The following is a 21,771-nucleotide window of genomic DNA, read 5'->3' on the forward strand; positions in this document are numbered from 1 at the left end:
ACCAGGCAGGCTTCACTTTCAAGGGTTTGGCTGGACGCAGGCATTAGATAGTTAAGGCTCGGGGCGCCAGGCACCATCAGGGTGCGCCTGCACGCACAGCCTGCGTTGATTGGCGCCGCATTGGTGCATCGCCCACCCCCACAGCCCGGTCACGGCTCGCGCGCACCACGATTGCGCGCCCCGGCACAGCCTTTGCAATCACTCCCTCATCACATCATTAAGTCATGGAGATTGCACAATGAAGCGTCGCAGCTTGATCAAGGCTTTCACACTGTCGGCATCCATCGCCGCGATGGGCATGACCTGGACGGTACAGGCCGCCGAGACCATCAAGGTCGGCATCCTGCACTCGCTGTCCGGGACCATGGCGATCTCCGAGACCTCGCTCAAAGACATGGCGCTGATGACCATCGACGAGATCAACGCCAAGGGCGGCGTGAACGGCAAGATGCTCGAACCGGTAGTGGTGGACCCGGCTTCCAACTGGCCGCTGTTCGCTGAAAAGGGCCGCCAGTTGCTGACCCAGGACAAGGTCGCCGTGGTGTTCGGTTGCTGGACCTCGGTGTCGCGCAAATCGGTATTGCCGGTGTTCGAAGAACTCAACGGCCTGCTGTTCTACCCGGTGCAATACGAAGGCGAAGAGATGTCGCCGAACGTGTTCTATACCGGTGCGGCGCCGAACCAGCAGGCGATCCCGGCGGTGGAATACCTGATGAGCGAAGAAGGCGGCGGCGCCAAGCGCTTCTTCCTGCTGGGCACCGACTACGTGTACCCGCGCACCACCAACAAGATCCTGCGTTCGTTCCTGCACTCCAAAGGCGTAGCGGATAAAGACATCGAAGAGGTCTACACCCCGTTCGGCCACAGCGATTACCAGACCATCGTGGCCAACATCAAAAAATTCTCGGCCGGTGGCAAGACCGCAGTGATCTCCACCGTGAACGGCGACTCCAACGTGCCGTTCTACAAAGAGCTGGCCAACCAGGGCCTGAAGGCTACCGACGTACCGGTCGTCGCCTTCTCCGTGGGTGAAGAAGAACTACGCGGCATCGACACCAAGCCGCTGGTGGGCAACCTCGCCGCCTGGAACTACTTCCAGTCGGTGGAGAACCCGGTGAACAAGAAATTCGTCGCTGACTGGAAAGCCTACGCCAAGGCCCACAACCTGCCGGGCGCGGACAAAGCCGTGACCAACGACCCGATGGAAGCCACCTACGTGGGCATCCACATGTGGGCGCAGGCGGTGGAGAAAGCCAAGTCCACCGACGTCGACAAAGTGCGTGAAGCCATGGCCGGGCAGACCTTTGCCGCGCCGTCCGGCTTCACCCTGACCATGGACAAGACCAACCACCACCTGCACAAGCCGGTGATGATCGGCGAGATCCAGTCTGACGGGCAGTTCTCGGTGGTGTGGCAGACCCAGGAGCCGATTCGGGCGCAGCCATGGAGCCCGTACATTCCGGGGAATGACAAGAAGCCGGATTACGCCGTCAAGAGCAACTAAGACCGACTCGGTCTAAATGTGGGAGCGGGCTTGCTCGCGAAAGCGGTGTGTCAGTCGACGCATCCGAAACTGAGCCAGCGCTTTCGCGAGCAAGCCCGCTCCCACATTGTCCGTGCATGATCAGGACATTTTGTATGCCCACTGCCCTATACCGCTTCATCCTCGCCGCCCTGCTGTTGCTGCCCCTCGCCGCACACGCCAGCGACGCCGAAGACTTCATCAACGCCAACCCGATGCAACAAGCCAAGCTGCTCCAGGACTGGGCCGCCCAGCCCGACCCGGCGCGCATCGAGCTGGTGGACGCCCTGCAACAAGGCCAGATCAGCGTCAACGGCGAAACCAAGACCGTACGCCTGAACAACCGCCTGCGCGGCCTGATCGACAACGTGCAAGCCAGCCAGGAATTGCTCGCTGCCGACCCCAAGGTGCGCCTTGCCGCCGCCCAGACTCTGCAAAAAAGTGCACAACCTGCGCAGCTGAAATTCCTCGACCAGCAACTCGCCGGCGAAACCAATGATGACGTACACACAGCCCTCAGTCTCGCCCTGGCCAACCTGCAACTGGTAGACCCCGACCCGGCCGTGCGCCTGGCCGCCGTGCGCTTGCTCGGCGGCACCGGCGACCCGCTGGCCCGCACTCGCCTGGAAGCCTTGCTCGCTCCCGGCGTCGAAGCCGACGCCACGGTGCACACCGCCGCCGAGACCAGCCTGGCCCAGGTCAAACGCAAACTGATGGTGGGCGAGATTCTCGGCCAGGCCTTCAGCGGCATGTCCCTGGGCTCGATCCTGCTGCTGGCGGCGCTCGGCCTGGCGATCACCTTCGGCCTGCTCGGGGTGATCAACATGGCCCACGGCGAGATGCTGATGCTCGGCGCCTACTCCACCTATGTGGTGCAGTTGCTGATGCAGCGCTACGTGCCCCAGGCCATCGAGTTCTACCCGCTGATCGCGCTGCCGGTGGCGTTTTTTGTCACCGCCGCCATCGGCATGGCCCTGGAGCGCACGGTGATTCGTCACCTCTACGGCCGCCCGCTGGAAACCCTGCTCGCCACCTGGGGCATCAGCCTGATGCTGATCCAACTGGTGCGCCTGGTGTTCGGTGCGCAGAACGTTGAAGTGGCCAACCCCGAGTGGCTGTCCGGCGGGATCCAGGTGCTGCCCAACCTGGTGCTGCCGTACAACCGCATCGTGATCATCGCCTTCGCGCTGTTCGTGGTGGTGCTGACTTGGCTGCTGCTGAACAAGACGCGCCTGGGCCTCAACGTGCGGGCCGTCACCCAGAACCGCAACATGGCCGCCTGCTGCGGCGTGCCCACCGGACGCGTGGACATGCTCGCCTTTGGCCTCGGCTCCGGCATAGCGGGCCTCGGTGGCGTGGCCCTGAGCCAGATCGGCAACGTCGGCCCGGACCTCGGCCAGAGCTACATCATCGACTCGTTCCTGGTGGTGGTACTCGGCGGTGTCGGCCAGTTGGCCGGTAGTGTCATGGCCGCCTTCGGCCTGGGGATAGCCAACAAGATTCTTGAGCCGCAGATCGGTGCCGTACTCGGCAAGATCCTGATCCTCGCGCTGATCATTCTGTTCATCCAGAAACGCCCGCAAGGACTCTTCGCACTGAAAGGACGGGTGATCGACTGATGAACCAGCCATTAATGCTTACGGCCGCGCAAAAGGCCGGCCCCAAGGTGACCGTCGCGGTCGGTGCAGTGGTGCTGATCCTGCTGCTGGCGCTGCCGTTGTTCTCGCTGTTGTCACCGGAAAATCCGCTGCACGTTTCCGCCTATACCCTGACGTTGGTGGGCAAGATTCTGTGCTACGCCATCGTCGCCCTGGCGCTGGACCTGGTGTGGGGTTATGCCGGGATGTTGTCCCTCGGGCACGGCCTGTTCTTTGCGCTGGGCGGTTATGCCATGGGCATGTACCTGATGCGCCAGGCGTCCGGCGATGAGCTGCCGGCGTTCATGACCTTTTTGTCGTGGACCGAGTTGCCGTGGTACTGGACCGGCACCAGCCACTTCCTCTGGGCAATGTGCCTGGTGGTGTTGGCGCCGGGATTGCTGGCGCTGGTGTTCGGATTCTTCGCCTTCCGCTCACGGATCAAGGGCGTGTACTTCTCGATCATGACCCAGGCCCTGACCTTCGCCGGGATGCTGTTGTTCTTCCGCAACGAGACCGGGTTTGGCGGCAATAACGGCTTTACCAATTTCCGCAGCATCCTCGGGTTTGGCATCACCGAGCCGGGTACGCGAGCGGCGCTGTTTGTGGCCACCGTGGTGTTGTTGGTGGCGAGCCTGTTCATCGGCTGGCGCCTGGCCCAGAGCAAGTTCGGCCGGGTGCTGACAGCGCTGCGGGATGCGGAAAATCGCCTGATGTTCTGCGGCTACGACCCGCGTGGCTTCAAGCTGTTCGTGTGGGTGTTGAGCGCGGTGCTGTGTGGTTTGGCGGGCGCGTTGTATGTGCCGCAAGTGGGCATCATCAACCCCAGCGAAATGTCGCCGACCAACTCCATCGAGGCCGCTGTGTGGGTGGCCCTCGGCGGGCGTGGAACCTTGATCGGCCCGCTGCTGGGCGCCGGTGTGGTCAACGGCATGAAGAGCTGGTTCACCGTGGCGTTTCCTGAGTATTGGCTGTTCTTCCTCGGTGCGCTGTTCATCATCGTCACCCTGTATTTGCCCAAGGGTGTGATTGGCCTGCTGAAGAAACGGGGCGACCAATGAGGCACTTCATGCTCGAACCTATCCTTGAACCCAATAAAGACCAGGGCAGCGCCCGCGATGCCATCGGCCTCGGCCAGGCTGCCGGCAAAGGCCTGAACACCCGCCACGGCACGATCCTGACCCTGGAAGACATCAGCGTCAGCTTCGACGGCTTCAAGGCATTGAACGACTTGAACCTGTACATCGGCGTCGGCGAATTGCGCTGCATCATCGGCCCCAACGGCGCGGGCAAGACCACGCTGATGGACGTGATCACCGGCAAGACCCGGCCCAGCCACGGCAAGGCCTGGTTCGGCGAAACCCTCGACCTGACGAGCATGAGCGAAGTGCAGATCGCCCAGGCCGGCATCGGTCGCAAGTTCCAGAAGCCCACGGTATTCGAAGCCCTCAGCGTGTTTGAAAACCTGGAGCTGGCGCAGAAGACCGACAAATCGGTGTGGGCCAGCCTGCGGGCGCGCTTGAGTGGTGAGCAGAAAGACCGCATCAGCGAAGTGCTCGACACCATCCGCCTCACCGCTTCAGTCAATCGCCCGGCCGGCTTGCTGTCCCACGGCCAGAAACAGTTCCTGGAAATCGGCATGTTGCTGATGCAGGACCCGCAACTGTTGCTGCTGGATGAACCGGTGGCGGGCATGACCGATGCCGAAACCGAGTTCACCGCCGAGCTGTTCAAGCGCCTGGCGGGCAAGCATTCGCTGATGGTGGTGGAACACGACATGGGCTTTGTCGGCTCGATTGCCGACCACGTGACGGTGTTGCACCAGGGCAGCGTGCTGGCCGAAGGGTCGCTGGAGCAGGTGCAGGAAAATGAGCGGGTGATCGAGGTTTACCTCGGCCGCTGAACCTGATCGTTCCCACGCTCCGCGTGGGAATGCATCCGGTGACGCTCTGCGTCACACGGCGGACGCGGAGCGTCCATTGCGGCATTCCCACGCAGAGCGTGGGAACGATCATTAAGGGGAACTGAACATGCTGCAAGTCGACAAGCTGCACCAGTACTACGGCGGTAGCCACATCCTGCGCGGGCTTTCCTTTGAGGTAAAAGTCGGCGAAGTCACCTGCCTGCTGGGCCGCAACGGCGTGGGCAAGACCACCTTGCTCAAGTGCCTGATGGGTTTGCTGCCGGCCAAGGAAGGTGCGGTGAACTGGGAAGGCCGCGCCATTACCGGCTTCAAGCCGCACCAGCGGGTGCACGCCGGTATCGCTTACGTGCCCCAGGGCCGGGAGATTTTTGGCCGCCTGACAGTGGAAGAAAACCTGCTGATGGGCCTGTCACGCTTCCCCGGCTCCGAAGCCAAGGAAGTGCCCGCCTTCATCTACGAGCTGTTCCCGGTGCTGCTGCAAATGAAGCAACGCCGGGGTGGTGACTTGTCCGGCGGCCAGCAACAGCAGCTGGCTATCGGTCGGGCCCTGGCCAGCCGCCCGCGCCTGTTGATCCTCGATGAACCCACCGAAGGCATCCAGCCGTCGGTGATCAAGGAGATCGGCGCGGTGATCAAGAAGCTCGCGGCACGCGGCGACATGGCGATTCTGCTGGTGGAGCAGTTCTATGATTTTGCCGCGGAACTGGCCGACCAGTACCTGGTGATGTCCCGGGGCGAAATCGTCCAGCAGGGGCGTGGAGAAAATATGGAAAGCGAGGGTGTGCGCGGGCTCGTTACGATCTAATCTGTAGCGTCCTAACGATAAGCACTGACCATGACCCTACCTGCCCCCACCGCGCTGTTCACCCCAAGCTGGCACGCCGAGCTGGAACTCGGCTACGCGCGTTTCGGCGACACCACGCGCCCGGTGATGCGCCGCCACCTCGGCCCACTGCGGGTGCAAAAGCATCTGTACGCCGAAGGCCCCGAGGTGTGCCAGCACATCATCGTGCACCCGCCGGGCGGGATTGCCGGCGGTGATCGTCTCGATATCAGCGCCCATGTCGCCGAAGGTGCGTGGGCGCAACTGACCAGCCCCGGCGCGGCCAAGTGGTACCGCGCCGGCGGGCCGGCGTATCAGAAACTGGAGCTGACGGTTGAGGCGGGCGCGACGCTGGAATGGCTGCCGCAGGAGACCATCGTGTTCAGCGCCGCCCAGGCCGAACTCACCACCCGCATCGACCTGCAAGGCGATGCCCGGCTGTTTTACTGGGACGTGGTCGCCCTCGGGCGCCCCGCCAGCGGCGAGCGTTTCGACCTCGGGCACTTCCAGTCGCACCTGGATATCCGCCGCGACGGCCAGTTGATTTGGCATGAGCGCCAGCGCATTGTGGGCGCCGACGGTTTGCTCGACTCACCCATCGGGCTGGACGGGCAACCGGTGTTTGCGACCTTGCTGGTGACCGGCGAAATCGACCCTGAACTGCTCGAGCAATGTCGCTCCCTGCCCCACCCGGTACGCGGCGACCTGACCCAATTGCCCGGCCTGCTGGTGGCCCGCTGCCTGGCCAGTGAAGCGCTGCTGGCGCGAGCCTGGCTGATCGCACTGTGGCGCCTGCTGCGCCCGGCCGTGCTGGGCCGCGAGGCTGTATCACCGAGAATCTGGAGCACATGAAGATTAAAAATGTGGGAGCGGGCTTGCTCGCGAATGCAGTGGGTCAGGCAAAGATGCATTCACTGACACACCGCATTCGCGAGCAAGCCCGCTCCCACATTGGATCTCCGGTGTTTTTACGAATGTATTTCATAGTGGACCTTGAACGATGGACCTGACCCCACGGGAAAAAGACAAACTGCTGATCTTCACCGCCGGCCTGGTAGCCGAGCGACGGTTGGCGCGCGGTGTGAAGCTCAACTACCCGGAAACCATCGCCTACATCTCCGCCGCGTTGATGGAAGGCGCCCGCGATGGCCGCACCGTGGCCGAGCTGATGCACTTCGGCACCACCCTGCTCACCCGCGAACAGGTGATGGAAGGCATCCCGGAAATGATCCCGGACATCCAGGTGGAAGCCACCTTCCCCGACGGCACCAAGCTGGTCACCGTCCACCAACCCATCGCCTGAGGCCCGACCATGTCCTTTTTGATTCGTGATGCGGTGCACGCCGATTTGCCAGGGATTCGCGATATCTACAACGACGCGGTGCTCAACACCACGGCGATCTGGAACGAACAACCGGTAGACCTGGGCAACCGTCAGGCCTGGTTCAGCGCTCGTCAGTCGCAGTTTTATCCGGTCCTGGTGGCCGTCGAAGACGAGCAGGTCATCGGCTATGCCTCGTTCGGCGACTGGCGGCCCTTTGAGGGCTTTCGCCACACCGTCGAACACTCGGTGTACGTGCGCAACGACCAGCGCGGCAAAGGCCTCGGCCCACAGCTGATGCAGGTGCTGATCGAGCGGGCGAAAACCTGCGACAAACACGTGATGGTCGCCGCCATCGAAAGCGGCAACCAGGCCTCGATCCGCCTGCATGAGCGCCTGGGTTTCATCACCACCGGGCAGATGCCCCAGGTCGGCACCAAGTTCGGCCGCTGGCTGGACCTGACCTTCATGCAACTGACGCTCAACCCAGGCGCTGTGCCGCCCAAGGAGTGACACCGATGAACGCCCAACTGCGTCGAGTCAATGCCGAAAGTTTTGCCCATTACCGCCCGGGTTTGATTGAGCTGTTGCTGGACGCCGTGAAGCACGGCGCATCGGTGGGCTTCATGGCCGACTTCGATGAAGCCCAGGCCGGCACTTATCTCAACGGCGTGCAGGCCAGTCTTAACGATGGCAGCCTGCTGCTGTGGGTGGTGGTGCGTGATGAACACGTCATCGCCAGCGTGCAATTGGCGCTGTGCATGAAAGCCAACGGCCTGAACCGCGCCGAAGTGCAGAAGCTGCTGGTGCACAGCGAGGCCCGGCGCCGTGGCCTTGGCCAGCAACTGATGAGCGCCTTGGAACTGAGCGCCCGCCAGTACAAACGCGGGCTGCTGTACCTGGACACCGAAGCCGGCTCCGGCGCCGAAGCCTTCTACCAGTCGCTGCGTTATACCAAGATCGGTGAATTGCCCAACTACTGCCAAAGCCCGGACGGGCGCTACACCCCGACCGCCATCTACTTCAAGACCCTGGGGCAACCTGCATGATTCCTGGCGAATTTCAGATCCAGCCTGGCGACATCGAACTCAACGTGGGCCGGCGCACCGCCACCCTGAGCGTAGCCAACAGCGGCGACCGGCCGATCCAGGTTGGTTCCCACTATCACTTTTTCGAAACCAACGACGCACTGACGTTCGACCGTGCCGCCAGCCGTGGCATGCGCCTGAACATCCCGGCCGGCACCGCCGTGCGCTTTGAGCCGGGGCAGAGTCGTGAAGTGGAACTGGTTGAGCTGAGTGGCAAACGCCGGGTGTTCGGGTTTGCCGGGCGCATCATGGGCGACCTGGATTAATGATCGTTCCCACGCTCTGCGTGGGCATGCATCCTGTGACGCTCCGCGTCACGACCTTCAAGAGCGGACGCAGAGCGTCCAGGGCGACATTCCCACGCAGAGCGTGGGAACGATCAGGAACTAAACACATGAAGATTTCCAGACAAGCCTACGCCGACATGTACGGCCCCACCGTTGGTGACAAGGTCCGCTTGGCCGACACCGAGCTGTTCGTCGAAGTCGAACAGGACTTCACCGTCTACGGCGAAGAAGTGAAGTTCGGCGGCGGCAAGGTGATCCGTGATGGCCAGGGCCAGAGCCAACTGCTCGCCCATGAGGTGGTCGACACCCTGATCACCAACGCGCTGATCATCGACCACTGGGGCATCGTCAAGGCTGACGTCGGCCTGAAAAACGGCCGCATCGCCGCCATCGGCAAGGCCGGCAACCCGGACATCCAGCCCGGCGTGACCATCTGTGTCGGCGCCAGCACCGAAGTGATTGCCGGTGAGGGCATGATCCTCACCGCCGGCGGCATCGATACCCACATCCACTTCATTTGCCCGCAGCAAATCGAAGAAGCACTGACCAGCGGCGTCACCACCATGATCGGCGGCGGCACCGGGCCGGCCACCGGCACCAACGCCACCACCTGCACCTCCGGCCCATGGCATCTGGCGCGCATGCTCCAGGCCTCCGACTCGTTCCCGATGAACATCGGCTTCACCGGCAAGGGCAACGCCAGCCTGCCGGAGCCGTTGATCGAACAAGTGAAGGCCGGTGCCATTGGCTTGAAGCTGCACGAGGACTGGGGCACCACGCCGGCGAGCATCGACAACTGCCTGAGCGTCGCCGACGAGTACGACGTGCAGGTGGCGATCCACAGCGACACCCTCAACGAATCCGGCTTTGTCGAAACCACCCTCGCCGCCTTCAAGGGCCGCACCATCCACACCTACCACACCGAAGGTGCCGGTGGCGGTCACGCGCCAGACATCATCAAGGCCTGTGGCTTCCCCAACGTGCTGCCCAGCTCCACCAACCCAACCCGGCCGTTCACCCGCAACACCATCGACGAACACCTGGACATGTTGATGGTCTGCCATCACCTGGACCCGAGCATTGCCGAAGACGTGGCCTTTGCCGAAAGCCGCATCCGCCGCGAAACGATTGCCGCCGAAGACATCCTTCACGACCTCGGCGCGTTCTCGATGATCAGCTCCGACAGCCAGGCCATGGGGCGGGTTGGCGAGGTGATCACACGTACCTGGCAGACCGCCGACAAGATGAAAAAACAGCGCGGGCGATTGCCTGGCGACGGCGAAGGCAATGACAACTTCCGCGCCAAACGCTACATCGCCAAGTACACCATCAACCCGGCGATTACCCACGGCATCAGCCACGAAGTGGGCTCGATTGAAGTGGGCAAGTGGGCCGACCTGGTGCTGTGGCGCCCGGCGTTTTTCGGGATCAAGCCGACGCTGATTCTCAAGGGCGGCGCGATTGCCTCAAGCCTGATGGGCGACGCCAACGCCTCGATCCCGACGCCGCAACCGGTGCACTACCGCCCGATGTTCGCCAGCTTCGGCAGCTCGCTGCACGCCACCAGCCTGACCTTTATCAGCCAGGCGGCGTTGGCGGCAGGCCTGCCGGAGCAGTTGGGGTTGAAGAAGCAGATCGCCGTGGTCAAGGGTTGCCGCGCGGTGCAGAAAACCGACTTGATCCACAACGATTACCTGCCGGATATCGAGGTTGACCCGCAGACCTACCAGGTCAAGGCCGATGGAGTATTGCTGTGGTGTGAGCCTGCGGATGTGTTGCCGATGGCGCAGCGGTACTTCTTGTTCTAAGCCCCAAATACGGCACTGATCGCCTGGTCGGTCAGTGTCGTGTTCAATGAGTTGAGTTCGCTGGTGATGCTGGCAAGCGAAGTGTCGTATTCAGCCCGACTCATGACGGTTCCCGGCAGGCTGTTACCGCGCGGCCGACCGAGGATATCGGCGGTCCTGGCGATGGTGTCGCTCAGGTCCTTCTTGGCCTCGGCAGACAAGCCGCCATCCCTGGCCCATTGCGCTTGCGCGTCCTCGTAGTCGAGCAACGCGTCAGATTTCCGGAAGATTCTCAAGTATTCCACCTTGTGGGCCCGCTCCAGAAATTCCTTCCACATCGGCTGCTCAATCAGGTTCTTGCGCAACTGCTCACCCTGGTCCAGCGCTGTCACCTGCTCGTACGCCGCCTCTACCATGGCCGGCGTCACATACTCTTCGCGGTACAGCATGGTTCTGGCCTGCCACGGCAAGTCCAGGCGAGAGGATAGCTGGGAGGTGTAAGCCAGGTAGATCTCGACCTCATCAATAGGCGGGATCTCATTGCCTGCGTTGTCGTAATGAGAGACCAACATGCCCTCCTGGTCATACTCCGTATACCTGGCGCCTTGACTGATCAATTCTGCCACGCGCGCATGAGCGATCCGCCCCAACTCCTCCAATCGCCACTTGCCCCTGGCCAACTTGAGCACGCTGCTTCTCACCGCATTCGCGTCTTCATTGGCATAGGCCGAGCGCAACAACACTTCAACCCCCATGGCATTGAACAACTGCGCCCCCGCATCCACGCAAGCCGTGGGGAACTGTGCCATGCGGAACAGCTCCTCTCGCAACTCGGCGTCTTCGCCCATGGCCTCCAGCATGCGCCATACTTTCGCAGTCAGCTCCGGCAGGTAGCGCTTGCCCTCGACTACGGCATCCCCTGATTTGGACAGGTAGCGAATTTCGTTGAAAAAAGCTTCAGAACCGAAGGCATCCTCCAGCCTTTGCCACAATTGCTGCTTGGATTCCCATTCCTCGTCGGTCAATCCCGTTTTCCAGAGTTTGCTATCGGCCCGGCCTTTGGGTGGAAGCTGACGATCCGGATCATTACCGGCTGCCTCGATATATAACCTGAAATCGCTCACGGCTTTAGTACTCAGTAGCTCTCGGGAGAGCGTCGTGCGCGCGATGATCCGGGCGTTATCAGAACCCGGCGCAAATACCGGTACGCGGATAAGCGCGTTCTCACGCAAATCCAGAATGAAATGCCGTGGGCGCGGCAGGCGAAACACGCTGGCAGGCCACTCCTCCAAATCTGTTTCAGCCAGCCACAGCTGGCGCAAATCAGGCATGCGACTCACGTCCGGCGCCAGACCCAATGGATTGCTTTCAAGCGACAGCTCCTTGAGCTGTTTCAGTTTGCCCAAGACCATGACGCTCTCCTGACTCAGGACTATTTCATTGCCTCCCAGATACAACTCGGTCAGGTGCGGCATGGCGGCAATGGCCGGCGGCAGCCGCGTCAACCGGCAGGCTTGCACGGACAAGCTGCGCAGGCTGCGAAAGTTGGAAACAAACCCGTCGACGTCGTCACTCGTCAAGGCCATGCTGCGCAGGGTCAGCTTACTGACGTGATCAAAGTCGGCCGGCAATGGCGGCAGGGTGCGCAACTGCTGGCGCAATTCGACCCCATCCCACTTGATGGCCTGGCCGAGGTATCGACCATTGCCGTCGATATCCCGCACCCCGGTTCTGCGCCAGGCCGCCTCAATGGCCTTGACGATCCGGCCCCTGGCCCGATAAATCCGATCTGCCGCCTGGCCACTGGTCGACGCGCCTGCGCGAGCGCTAATCTGCCAGGTTCGCAACGTCTGAGTCAGGTTGCTGAATTCGCTTTCGAGTTCCTGTACCCAGGTGAGATCGAGTGGATCGCCGAGAGGTCGCAACTCGGCAATTTCGTTGGCGGTGATGTCCGGGTACAAGTTGCGAATGCGTGCCTGCAGGCTCCGCTCAAACGCCCAACCGCCGCGCCCGCTCAAGGGGTACCCACGCCTGCCGCCCGACAACTGCGATAGCGGTTTGAAGAACGGTTGGGCGGGTTGCATCTGCAGCACCTTGCGCAAGGCACCGCGCGACAGGGCATGTTCCTGGATTTTGCCTCTTAACTCCGGCCCCTGCCCAATGCCTGGCAATCCCAGAGACTGGCGGTGGGTGTCTGGCAGGGCATGTTGCAAGGCGCCGTACAGATTGTCGACGACATGCAGGCTTTGCCCTCGTGCGTCAAACGCCTCGTAGCGTCCATCGCCCCTGTGCACCAATACCTTGCGGTGCGCGGACTCGGGTGGGCCGTAGCCGGCACGCAGGCTTCCGGCCAGGGAGCCTTCGCGAACCTCAATGCGCAAGTCGTTTCGCCAGCCAGGAAGGCGCTCCAGCGTGTTGAGCGCCAGCGCTTCGGTGTCAACATTGGCCAACTCGTCCAGATAAAGCCCTTCGTAGGCCCGGGCCAGGCGCAGATGCCCAAGTTGCCGGCGCGCTTGCTGCGCCAGCTCCAGGGGAATCTTGCGATTGTTGACCAGGCTCGCCCTCTGCGAGGGGCTGGCACCTTCCAGCAGTTCCTCGACCATGACCGGTGGCAGGCTTTTGAAGTCGCGCGCGAACAGTTGCAGTTCGGCGCTGCCAGGCGATGACCGCCCGAGGTAAAGGCTGTCGAACACCCGCCGCAGGGACTGTTTTGCATAGATTCCCAGGCGAGCCTGCAACGCCTGGCTACGCAGCGCGGCCCCGTAGGGCATATGCTGGCCGAGCAGGTTTTTAAGCTGCTCCTCGGGCAAACTCTCGACGATCAACGCCGGCAGCTTGCCGCCGAACAGGTCGATGCGGCTGATGCTGATCAGTTCCGTCCCGGGCGCATGAGGTTGGCCATACAACGCAGCTGTCCTGCTGGTGCCCTGGCCGTCAAATACTTCGATGGTCCTGCCGGGCGGCCAGCCGGTCATTTCCACCATCAACGACGCGGCGTAGCTGCCCAGGTCCATCGACATCGACCCCGCAAGGATCTGCCCACTCAAGCTTTCGGCGCGCCCGTAAGCCCGCATGCGCACCGCCGTGTCGAGTGTGATTGCCGGCGTCGGCTCGCTTTCCACGTACAGCCGGCGCAGCACGCTTTCATCGGTGTCACTGATCTTGCGCACCTGCTCCAACTGCGTATCGCTCAGGCCTTCCATTACATGGCTCAGTCGCCGCATCAGCGGAGCACCTTGCCACGTCAGGGGCTCATCGGCCTCATGGGTCCAGGCGCCAGAACCGTTGTTGACGATCTGAGGCTCATACGCCTCGGGCCTGCTGGGGTGCTGGACCCGGTACACGCCCGGTTCGTCTTGCGCGGTCACGGCGTAGCGATTGCCGTCCACCGACACCACCTGGCGCCCATTGACGGTATGTAGTCCCGCCTGGTCGGGAACCGAGCCTGCCGGCAGTCGGATGTCCTGCGCATAGGGCCCAAGGTCCGGCTTCCACAAGCGGGCCTTGCCCGACGGCAGCCTGACCGCCTTGAGTCCTTCGATAAACGGCGACACGCTGATATGCAACGCAGCGCCGCCCACCGCCAGTTGCGCGAGATTTTCCAGCACGTCAGCGATATGCGCCCAGCCGGCCTCGCGGTCACCCTGGCCGAGTTCAACCACGCCCTCCAGCACTTCGTACAGCAGTTGCCCGGCCGTGACCACCGCCATCAGTGCACCCAAGGGCGGAATGAACATCGACACCAGGTTCAAGGTGAACAGGCCGATGTTCATCAGATGCGCCATCCGCCGGTCGTGGCCAGCCGCGTCGGTGTGAGCGGTGGGTATCGCCATGCTCAACCCATCGTCGAGTGCGCGCTTGCGCATGTCGGCGTACAGCTCGTCCCAAGGGTCGACGTCGATCCACAGCCCCTTGATCGGGTGGGCGTTGAGGTTCAGGTTTGGCTGGTCCTGCGGCGTGCGGCTGATATGTCGCGGGGACTTTATGACGGCGTTGATCGCCTGGAGTTCGGTAAGGGATTTTCTTGCGTAGTACTGTCGCCACGCTGGATCAGGGCCCAGGGCCACGCGCCTTTGCGGTTCATCGACGCGTTTCTCGGTGAACCGCCCGTAGTAGTAAGCCAGGTATTTTTTCCCGATGAACCGTGAGAAAAACTGTTGGTGGGCCGTGACCTGAACACCCCTGCTGTCCCAATAGTCCTCGGGTCTGTAAGCGGTCAGCTCACGGGTCGTTTCCTCTGCATAGTCGGCAAAGGTTTTGTAGCGCTTGATGGGGTGCTCGGGGTGGTCGGGGATGTAGACGATAAGCCAGGTGCCATACCCATGCTCCACGCTCGGGTCGATCATGAGGCAGCCGTGCATTTGCAGTTCCATGATACTGGGCCAGCGGTGCCAGACCTGCTTGCCTTCGTGCTTGATGCGTCGCTCGCCATTGGCGATGCGCAGCAGTAGCGCGTAGTCGTCGCTGCGAATATCACCTTTGAGCAACGCCACGTAGGCGGCGGCTCTGAAGGCGTCCTTTTGCCGGGTGATAAAGCGTTCACGCAGCAGGTTCCTGGACACGGTTTGCACGGGCAGCAGGTAGGTGGTGAGGTGTTCCTGGTACAGCCTGCCCAGGTCCAGGTCGCGGCATAACCGGGCGAAGATCTCGATCGTCAGGGTCGTGGTATGGCGCTCGAAACGGCCATCGGCGCCGGGAGCGGTGATAAAGCCTGAAGCACTGTCGAAGAACCCGGCGCGGGTCTCGCGCGCTTCAAAATTGTTCAAGGCCGCTTGCAACAGGGACAAAGTCTTGGTCCGGTAGCCTGTCGCTAGTCCTTCGACCGGTACATAGAGGCGCAGATGCACCTGGTTGACGTCCAGCTCAAACCCGGCGGCCTTCAACGCGGCTTCAAGCAATGGCCGGGCGAAGGCGTTGACCTCTTGCACCTTGCCGGTCGCTTGCTCCAGTGCAGTGTGAGACTTGATGCTCGCCTCCAACAGGTTTTGCAGCGCAGCCTTCTGTGCCGGGGTGGTGGCCGCATACCAGGCGGGGATCTCTGGCTTGGCCTGCGTGATGGCTGCACGCAGGGCAGGAGATGCGCTGACCAGGCTTTCGGGGATGGCGGCTTTGATCTGTGCATAGTGACGCCCTTCGCCGCCCGGCAGGAGCGAGGTGGAGGCTTGAGGTGCTGGCATAAACGAGTACCGATAGGGAAATTAAGGCAATGACCTTAATCAGTCGCCCCCGGCACTCGGCGGTAGCTATTTGAACGGATTGCCCCCCATGGACGAACACTCAAAAAGCGCTGACAGGCTTGATGCACACGGGGGGATTTCCATGGGGTAATTAAGTCGTCGATCCATAGGTAATCCGGGGCCGATGCGTTAACTATTGCGTGCTATCCAGCGGCTTTTCGACTTATTAATCCACAGCGGTTTTCAGTAGCCTTTTTCCTTTGCTTACCCAAAGGAATGCCCCCATGCAGGATGCCCCCTCCGTTACTCCCCTCTCATCTTCCGACGACAACAGTGCGTTCATTCGCCAGGCCATTCCGGACTGGCTGGTACAGGCGCCGGCCCACCGCATAGAAGCGTTGAAACAGGCCAGGCTCGAACAGGCGCAGTGGATGGACAGCTTGTCGCCGCTGCAGCGAAGAACCTTGAAGGGGTTCAATGAAACCAGTTTCAAATCCCAACACGCGGTGGATAAACACCTGGCCAACGTCCAGGCACTCAAGCCCTTCGCCATAGGCCTGCTCAACGGCGCGCTGAAAGAACAATTCAACCTCACCGTGGATGTCGAAGGCACCTCTCTTCGTTTGTATGAGCCGCTGAGGCTCGGCACCCTGGGGATCAAGGCCGGCGAATACAAAGTACTGGAGGTGTCGCTGGTGCAGGCTGCCCTGCATAACTTTGAAGCCAGTGAAGGTGAAGACGGCGCATTCGATCCTGCCTCCGGGTTCACCCAATACCCGGACCGGGAAGGCGCCTCTCCCAGGATCAGCCCGGCGCTGACCGTACCCGCCTTTATCAGGCTGTGCCGTACGCTGGACGTGGGTGCCCGCTACCAGGCGCACCTCAAGGAAACATTACTGCCCACCGACGAGACGGCCGCCACCCGGTTGCGCGACGCCGTGATCACCAGCCAGAAGGATGCCCTCAGGGCTGCGGCGTACCTGGCGCTGCTCAAGCAGGACATTCTCCCGGATGACTTCACCATGGTGCTCAAGGTGGTCGACGGCGAACGCAACCCGACGCTGGGCGGCAAGCCGGTGTGGTTCAGTTGCCTGAGCGTGATGGACCGCGCGCTCATGGGGAGCGTGGTGTTTACACCGGTGGAAAAATATCGCTATGCCACCGACTTCATCGTCTACCTGCCCCACGATCCGGAGCACCCGCTCAAGCGCTACAACAGCCTTGATGCGCTGAAAACCGAACTGAACCGCCAGTGGGTGGCGCGCGACAAAGCGCCAAGCGAATCCGGCAATAACAACCGCCCGACGCCCACGAGCTACCAGCATTTTTTCAGCCAGTTTCTCAATGAGCATGACAAGCCGGCGTTCTTCAACCGGTTTACCGAACCCGCTGCGGACTCCACCGCCGCCGTCGACGCAGTAGCGCGTTCGCCGGTGACCCAGACAATGCTGCAACTGGCCTTCCCGGTATTGACTACGACGGTCATGCCCCAGTCGCTTCCGCCCCCGAAAGCCGGCTGCAGGGTGGTGAAGACGGGCGCTCCCGACCTGTACCTGATGGTGGTCTCAAGACAGGGCCTGTGGGCTGACAACGTCGACCTGTGGGCCAACCTGTTTGAGCATGGCCGCGACAAGGCCCTCGGCGATGCGCGCGACCAGGCAGTGCCCACCGCCGATGTCGACGCCCGGGTGCGCGGGCAAAAAATCGCCCGTTGGCTGGAGGCCGGCGCTACCGTGCTCGGCCTGGGACTGGCGTTCGTCCCGGTGCTCGGCGAAATCATGCTGGCCGCCATGGCGGGCCAATTGCTCTACGAAACCTTCGAAGGTGTGATCGACTGGGGCGAAGGCGACCGGGACACGGCCAAGACGCACTGGTTCGACGTCGCCCAAAACCTGGCCGCCATGGCGCTGCTGGCCGGCGCGGGGAAAGGCCTGCAAAAGCTCGCTGCACCGCCTACACCCGCGTTGGTACAAGGGCTCAAGCCGGTTCGTTTGCCAGGTGGCGAGCTACGGCTATGGAAGCCGGACCTTACGCCTTATCGCAGCCCCGTCGTATTGCCCAAGGACGCCACGTTTGATGACCTGGGCTTGCACAGCCACGACCAGCAGCCGCTGCTGCCCCTCGACGATCAACTGTATGCCGTCAAACCCGAGCCCGACGGCGACACCTATCGCATACAACACCCCACACGCTCCGACGCTTATGCCCCGCAGGTGGCGCATAACGGCGCGGGCGCCTGGCTGCATGAAGGTGAAGAGCCACTGACCTGGGACGGCCCGGCGCTGATGCGCCGCCTGGGTTATCGCACCCGGGGCTTGAGCGACGCACAACTGGAACAGGCACGCCTGGCCAGTGGCACTCGCGCCGATCAACTGCGCCAACTGCATGTGGACCTGCAACCGCCGCCCGCCCTGTTGAGTGACAGCCTGGCGCGCTTTGGCATCCATCAGCGGATCGAGACGTTTATCGAGAAGATGGGCAGTGACGACCCGCTGGATTATGCGCTGGCCGACCCGGCGATCACCGAGCGCGTGGTGGCGCACCGAGGCTTGACCTATCCGGCGGTCCTCGACCCGACTCCCCGGGTGCTGGACGAACAGACGATGCTGTGGCGCCGCGAAGTTGCCCAGGCCGCCCGGGACAGTCGGACCTCGCTGTTCGACGCGGATTATCGCGCCCATAACCTGACCCGCTCGCCCCCGGTACAGCAGCTCATGGACAGGTTTTCCGGCCTGCCGGCGGAGGTTGCCAGGCAGTTGCTGGAAACCGCCACGGACGCGGATTTAACCACGCTGAGTGGCCATCAGCAGTTGTCACCAAGGCTCACCGCCCTGGCGCGCGAAAGCCAGCAGCAAGTGCGCATGGCACGGGCCTATGAAGGCTTGTTCCTCGACACCCTGCAGAGCCCGGACAGCCTGCGCCTGGCCCTGCATACCCTGCCCAGCTTGCCGGGTTGGGACCCGAGCCTGCGGGTGGAAATCCGCTTGGGCAGCGAACAGGGGCCACTGATCGACGCCGTCGGTCCAGAGGCCGACGCACCGCCGCTGATGCTGGCGATGGGTGAAGACGGGGCGTTCGGCGCCACCGACCTGTATGGCGCCGTTCTGGCACGCCTTGAACAGGGCCAGCGTCGAGCACTTGGCGAAGCCGCACGGGACGCCGGCACCCTGAAGCAGCGGGTGCGACAAACGCCATTGGCCCGGGACGAGCTGCGCTCGGTGCTGCTGGAATACCCGATGCTGCGCAAACCCTTGGCAGGAGACCTGCGCCTGCGGGGCGGCTCCCCGCTGCACAAACTCACTCAATTGCGCAGCACCCATACGCGGGTGCGCAAGCTGTATCCGGGGTTCAGCGACGAGCAGGCCACAGCCTTCATCGAGACCCTCGGGAGCGATGCGCGCACTGAGTTGACGCGCCGGGAAGACCAGTACGCCGCCCTCAAACGCGCACTCAAGGACTGGGTGAATCGCAGTGCCCGAGAAGATACGAGCCGGCGTCCATTTGAGGTAAACCCGGGAGGCCGGGAGCAGTCAGTGGCCGATGCATTGAGAGATTGCTGGCGCCGACAGACCGTGGACCGTGCCGGGGCCTACACCGGGCGCCGACTGGAAATCAGCGCCCAGGTGAACCTGCCCAAACTCAACGCCGATTTTGCCCATGTCGAGGAGTTGGTTCTCGACTACGTGAGCTTCAGCGACGGCCCCGGGCAGTTCCTTGGCAACTTCCCCAATCTGAAACGTTTGACCCTCAAACAAGTCGGCGGTATCGGACGCCATACGCTGACCGAACTGCCCGAAGCAATCACGGCCATAAAGGCGCTGACGCACCTGGACCTGTCGAAAAATGCCATCCGCCTGAGCGAAATCAGCGCCGGCCAACTGGCCGGCCTGAGCCGCCTGGAAGAACTGTGCCTGAACGATAACCCCTTGGGCACCCTGCCGGATTTCAGCCCGCTGCTACGACTGCGCAAGCTGGAGCTGCGTGACACCCGGATCAATCAGTGGCCCACAGGCCTGCTGGAACTGCCGGAGCTGAGAGAAGTCGACCTGTCCGGCAATCACCTGAGCGCGGTGCCCGACAGCCTGCTCAACCCAGCCCCCGAAAACGTGGAAGCCAGCATCCGTCTCAACCGCATGACCCGCCTACGTGACAACCCATTCACCCCGCAAGCCAATCAGCAGATGCGGGCGTACATCGCTCGCCTGGCACAAACTCGCCCGGGCTGGCGCAACGGCGGCCAGCCTGGCGCCTTCGAAGTACCCTTGAGCCACACCGACGAAATGCGGCGGATAAGGGACCTGTTTCCCGGCTACAGCGAGGAGGAAAACGAGCAATTCGTATTGCACGCAGGCGACGGGGCGCCGGCTGAACTGACGCGCCTGGAAGGCGAGTGGCAAACCTTGAGCACCCAACTGAACGCCTGGGCCACACAACGGTTCCTGGTGGCTGCCGACAGCGAAAACCTGCGTGCAGGGGATGCCAACCATCGCCAGCAATTCGCTCGAGACCTCAAGGCGTGCTGGCGGCGCATGACTCCCAAAGTGCTGGCCCAAGATGGTTCTCCCGCCGGCTACACCCTTGAAGCACTCGGCTTGAGAGTCGGCGACTTGCCTGCGCTGGAAGCAGATTTCAGCCACGTTGGGTCAATCAAGCTTCAGGACATGCAATCCGTATACGGCCTGGATGAGTTTCTCGGCCACTTCAGTCACACCCGTTGGCTCGACCTGTCGTACGGAGAGTTGCGTTCAATCCCGCCCAGCGTTGCCCGGATGATTCGGCTTACCCGCCTGGACCTCAGGAGCAACCAACTTTCCCTGAGCGAGGCCGACGTGGATCTGCTGGAGGGGCTCACCTCACTCAAGATCATCAATCTGAGCCGCAACCCCCTGGCGCGTACCCCCAACTTCGCAACCCTGCCGAACCTGCGTAGGGTGAATTTGAAAAACACCGGGATCACCGAGTGGCCGCAGGGCTTGGGGCCACATCAGGCGTTGGACATCGTTAACCTGGCGCAGAACCGCATCACGCAGTTGCCCGAGTCCCTGGTCAACCCGCTGCCCGAGGAGGCCGAGGCATTCATCTACGTCAACAACGTCACCTTTATCGACGGCAACCCGCTGAGCACCGAAGCCCGCAGGCAGTTGGTCGAGTATTGGAGCAATGCAACCTTGCTCCACCGCGAGGCAGCAGCGGGCCGGCAGCCCGGCGCGATGCGTTATCGGGCGCCACAGCCCGCTACAGTCGAGGTTCACGCGCCTCAAGAACAGATCGTGGACGACACACCGGAGCCGGCATACCAGCATTGGATGGATGGTCTGTCACCCGAGGAAATCGACGTACGACGCAGCCTGTGGGAGTCGATTGCCGAGAAACCCGGTTCGCAGATCTTCCTCGATATCCTCGACAACCTCAAAGAATCGGCGGAGTACCGCAGCCGCTATACCGACCTGCAATCGCGCCTGTGGCAATTGCTCGATGCGGCCCGGGACGATGGCTTGCGTGAAGAGCTGTTCAACCTGGCGGGTGACCCGCGCTGCGGCGATCGGTCGGCCCTGGTGTTCAGTGACATGGAGACCAAGGTGCTGACGTGGCAAGCCACGCGCTATGCCGCCGATGGCGAGGCGGGACCGGCACTCTACACGTTGGCCAAAGGTCTTTTTCGCCTGGACGAGGTGGAAAAATTAGCCAGCGCAGACATTCGGGTTCGAGAAGGCATGATTCGCACGTCGACCATGACCCCTGAACAAAAAGTCGCCGCCCTGGAAAAACTGGAAGATATTGAAATTCGCCTGGCCTATCGCATGGGCCTGGCCCGCCGCCTCGGCCTGCCCGGTCAGCCCAACGATGCCCGCTACCTCGCAACGGGACAGGTAGCGCCGCAGATCCTGAATAATGCCGCCATCACATTAGAAAAACTGGACAACTCCAAGAAGCTCGTACAGTCGCTGTTAGGCCGCGAATTCTGGCAGGCCTTTATTCGCAACCATTATGACGATGAGTTCAGAGTCCTGAGGGGGCCCCATGACGTGCGCTTGAATGCGTTATCCGAGGAACACGATGCCGGCGCCCTCAGTGATGAGGCATACGCAACCCAGGCTGAAAATGTGCAACTGCAACTGGCCGTGGACGAGGCGCAACTGATTCGCTCGCTGACCCTGCGCGACTGGGTGCCGTGCAAGGCGCGCTGCAGCATCACCTGATGGAT

Annotated in this window: 13 protein-coding genes; 12 read left to right on the forward strand and 1 reads right to left on the reverse strand. The window is 62.3% G+C overall.

Annotated features, from left to right (window positions below; all coding sequences use genetic code 11):
• Positions 1-238 precede the first annotated feature (238 nt).
• The 11 genes from urtA to ureC all read left to right on the forward strand — a co-directional run bounded on the left by urtA (position 239) and on the right by ureC (position 10,410).
• On the forward strand, positions 239-1,504 hold the full coding sequence (gene urtA / locus HX824_RS15570) for an urea ABC transporter substrate-binding protein (RefSeq protein WP_003217372.1): 1,266 nt from the start codon (positions 239-241) through the stop codon (positions 1,502-1,504).
• A gap of 134 nt (positions 1,505-1,638) precedes the next feature.
• Positions 1,639-3,141, forward strand: coding sequence for an urea ABC transporter permease subunit UrtB (gene urtB, locus HX824_RS15575; RefSeq protein ID WP_003217374.1), 1,503 nt, complete (start codon positions 1,639-1,641; stop codon positions 3,139-3,141).
• A complete protein-coding gene (gene urtC, locus HX824_RS15580) occupies positions 3,141-4,220 on the forward strand; it encodes an urea ABC transporter permease subunit UrtC (RefSeq protein WP_008439056.1) in 1,080 nt (359 codons plus the stop codon). The genes urtB and urtC overlap by 1 nt, the downstream gene beginning before the upstream one ends.
• Positions 4,217-5,062 (forward strand): urea ABC transporter ATP-binding protein UrtD, encoded by an 846-nt coding sequence (urtD, locus tag HX824_RS15585; RefSeq protein WP_087693129.1) that lies wholly within the window; start codon positions 4,217-4,219, stop codon positions 5,060-5,062. The genes urtC and urtD overlap by 4 nt, the downstream gene beginning before the upstream one ends.
• A gap of 127 nt (positions 5,063-5,189) precedes the next feature.
• Positions 5,190-5,888 carry an urea ABC transporter ATP-binding subunit UrtE gene (gene urtE / locus HX824_RS15590; RefSeq protein WP_003217380.1) on the forward strand — a complete coding sequence of 233 codons (699 nt, stop codon included), beginning with the start codon at positions 5,190-5,192 and terminating at the stop codon, positions 5,886-5,888.
• A 30-nt stretch (positions 5,889-5,918) separates the two neighbouring features.
• Positions 5,919-6,758: an urease accessory protein UreD gene (locus tag HX824_RS15595; RefSeq protein WP_003217381.1), complete on the forward strand. Its 840-nt coding sequence runs from the start codon at positions 5,919-5,921 to the stop codon at positions 6,756-6,758.
• A gap of 148 nt (positions 6,759-6,906) precedes the next feature.
• Positions 6,907-7,209, forward strand: a complete 303-nt coding sequence (gene ureA / locus HX824_RS15600; protein ID WP_003217383.1) for an urease subunit gamma — start codon at positions 6,907-6,909, stop codon at positions 7,207-7,209.
• 9 nt (positions 7,210-7,218) lie between these two features.
• Positions 7,219-7,740: a GNAT family N-acetyltransferase gene (locus HX824_RS15605; protein WP_003217385.1), complete on the forward strand. Its 522-nt coding sequence runs from the start codon at positions 7,219-7,221 to the stop codon at positions 7,738-7,740.
• A 5-nt stretch (positions 7,741-7,745) separates the two neighbouring features.
• A complete protein-coding gene (locus tag HX824_RS15610; RefSeq protein WP_134325657.1) occupies positions 7,746-8,276 on the forward strand; it encodes an N-acetyltransferase in 531 nt (176 codons plus the stop codon).
• On the forward strand, positions 8,273-8,581 hold the full coding sequence (locus HX824_RS15615; protein ID WP_003217389.1) for an urease subunit beta: 309 nt from the start codon (positions 8,273-8,275) through the stop codon (positions 8,579-8,581). Before HX824_RS15610 ends, HX824_RS15615 begins: the two co-directional genes overlap by 4 nt.
• A 128-nt stretch (positions 8,582-8,709) precedes the next feature.
• Positions 8,710-10,410, forward strand: a complete 1,701-nt coding sequence (gene ureC / locus HX824_RS15620) for an urease subunit alpha (protein WP_003217391.1) — start codon at positions 8,710-8,712, stop codon at positions 10,408-10,410.
• On the opposite strand, the gene HX824_RS15625 is transcribed toward ureC, so the two are convergent.
• Entirely contained in the window at positions 10,407-15,566 is a 5,160-nt protein-coding gene (locus HX824_RS15625; RefSeq protein ID WP_177054789.1) for a dermonecrotic toxin domain-containing protein, read from the reverse strand. The two genes, ureC and HX824_RS15625, sit on opposite strands and share 4 nt — an antisense overlap.
• Positions 15,567-15,850: 284 nt before the next feature.
• Between HX824_RS15625 and HX824_RS15630 the strand changes: the two genes are divergently transcribed.
• On the forward strand, positions 15,851-21,766 hold the full coding sequence (locus HX824_RS15630) for an NEL-type E3 ubiquitin ligase domain-containing protein (protein ID WP_177054790.1): 5,916 nt from the start codon (positions 15,851-15,853) through the stop codon (positions 21,764-21,766).
• Positions 21,767-21,771: the final 5 nt, after the last annotated feature.

Source organism: Pseudomonas sp. D4002 (assembly GCF_013385665.1).
Classification (GTDB): Bacteria; Pseudomonadota; Gammaproteobacteria; order Pseudomonadales; family Pseudomonadaceae; genus Aquipseudomonas.

Bases quoted from the DNA above. Each gene is read 5' to 3' on its own strand.
- urtA (WP_003217372.1), top strand. From the start codon at position 239: ATGAAGCGTCGCAGCTTGATCAAGGCTTTCACACTGTCGGCATCCATC.
- urtB (WP_003217374.1), top strand. From the start codon at position 1,639: ATGCCCACTGCCCTATACCGCTTCATCCTCGCCGCCCTGCTGTTGCTG.
- urtC (WP_008439056.1), top strand. From the start codon at position 3,141: ATGAACCAGCCATTAATGCTTACGGCCGCGCAAAAGGCCGGCCCCAAG.
- urtD (WP_087693129.1), top strand. From the start codon at position 4,217: ATGAGGCACTTCATGCTCGAACCTATCCTTGAACCCAATAAAGACCAG.
- urtE (WP_003217380.1), top strand. From the start codon at position 5,190: ATGCTGCAAGTCGACAAGCTGCACCAGTACTACGGCGGTAGCCACATC.
- HX824_RS15595 (WP_003217381.1), top strand. From the start codon at position 5,919: ATGACCCTACCTGCCCCCACCGCGCTGTTCACCCCAAGCTGGCACGCC.
- ureA (WP_003217383.1), top strand. From the start codon at position 6,907: ATGGACCTGACCCCACGGGAAAAAGACAAACTGCTGATCTTCACCGCC.
- HX824_RS15605 (WP_003217385.1), top strand. From the start codon at position 7,219: ATGTCCTTTTTGATTCGTGATGCGGTGCACGCCGATTTGCCAGGGATT.
- HX824_RS15610 (WP_134325657.1), top strand. From the start codon at position 7,746: ATGAACGCCCAACTGCGTCGAGTCAATGCCGAAAGTTTTGCCCATTAC.
- HX824_RS15615 (WP_003217389.1), top strand. From the start codon at position 8,273: ATGATTCCTGGCGAATTTCAGATCCAGCCTGGCGACATCGAACTCAAC.
- ureC (WP_003217391.1), top strand. From the start codon at position 8,710: ATGAAGATTTCCAGACAAGCCTACGCCGACATGTACGGCCCCACCGTT.
- HX824_RS15625 (WP_177054789.1), bottom strand. From the start codon at position 15,566: ATGCCAGCACCTCAAGCCTCCACCTCGCTCCTGCCGGGCGGCGAAGGG.
- HX824_RS15630 (WP_177054790.1), top strand. From the start codon at position 15,851: ATGCAGGATGCCCCCTCCGTTACTCCCCTCTCATCTTCCGACGACAAC.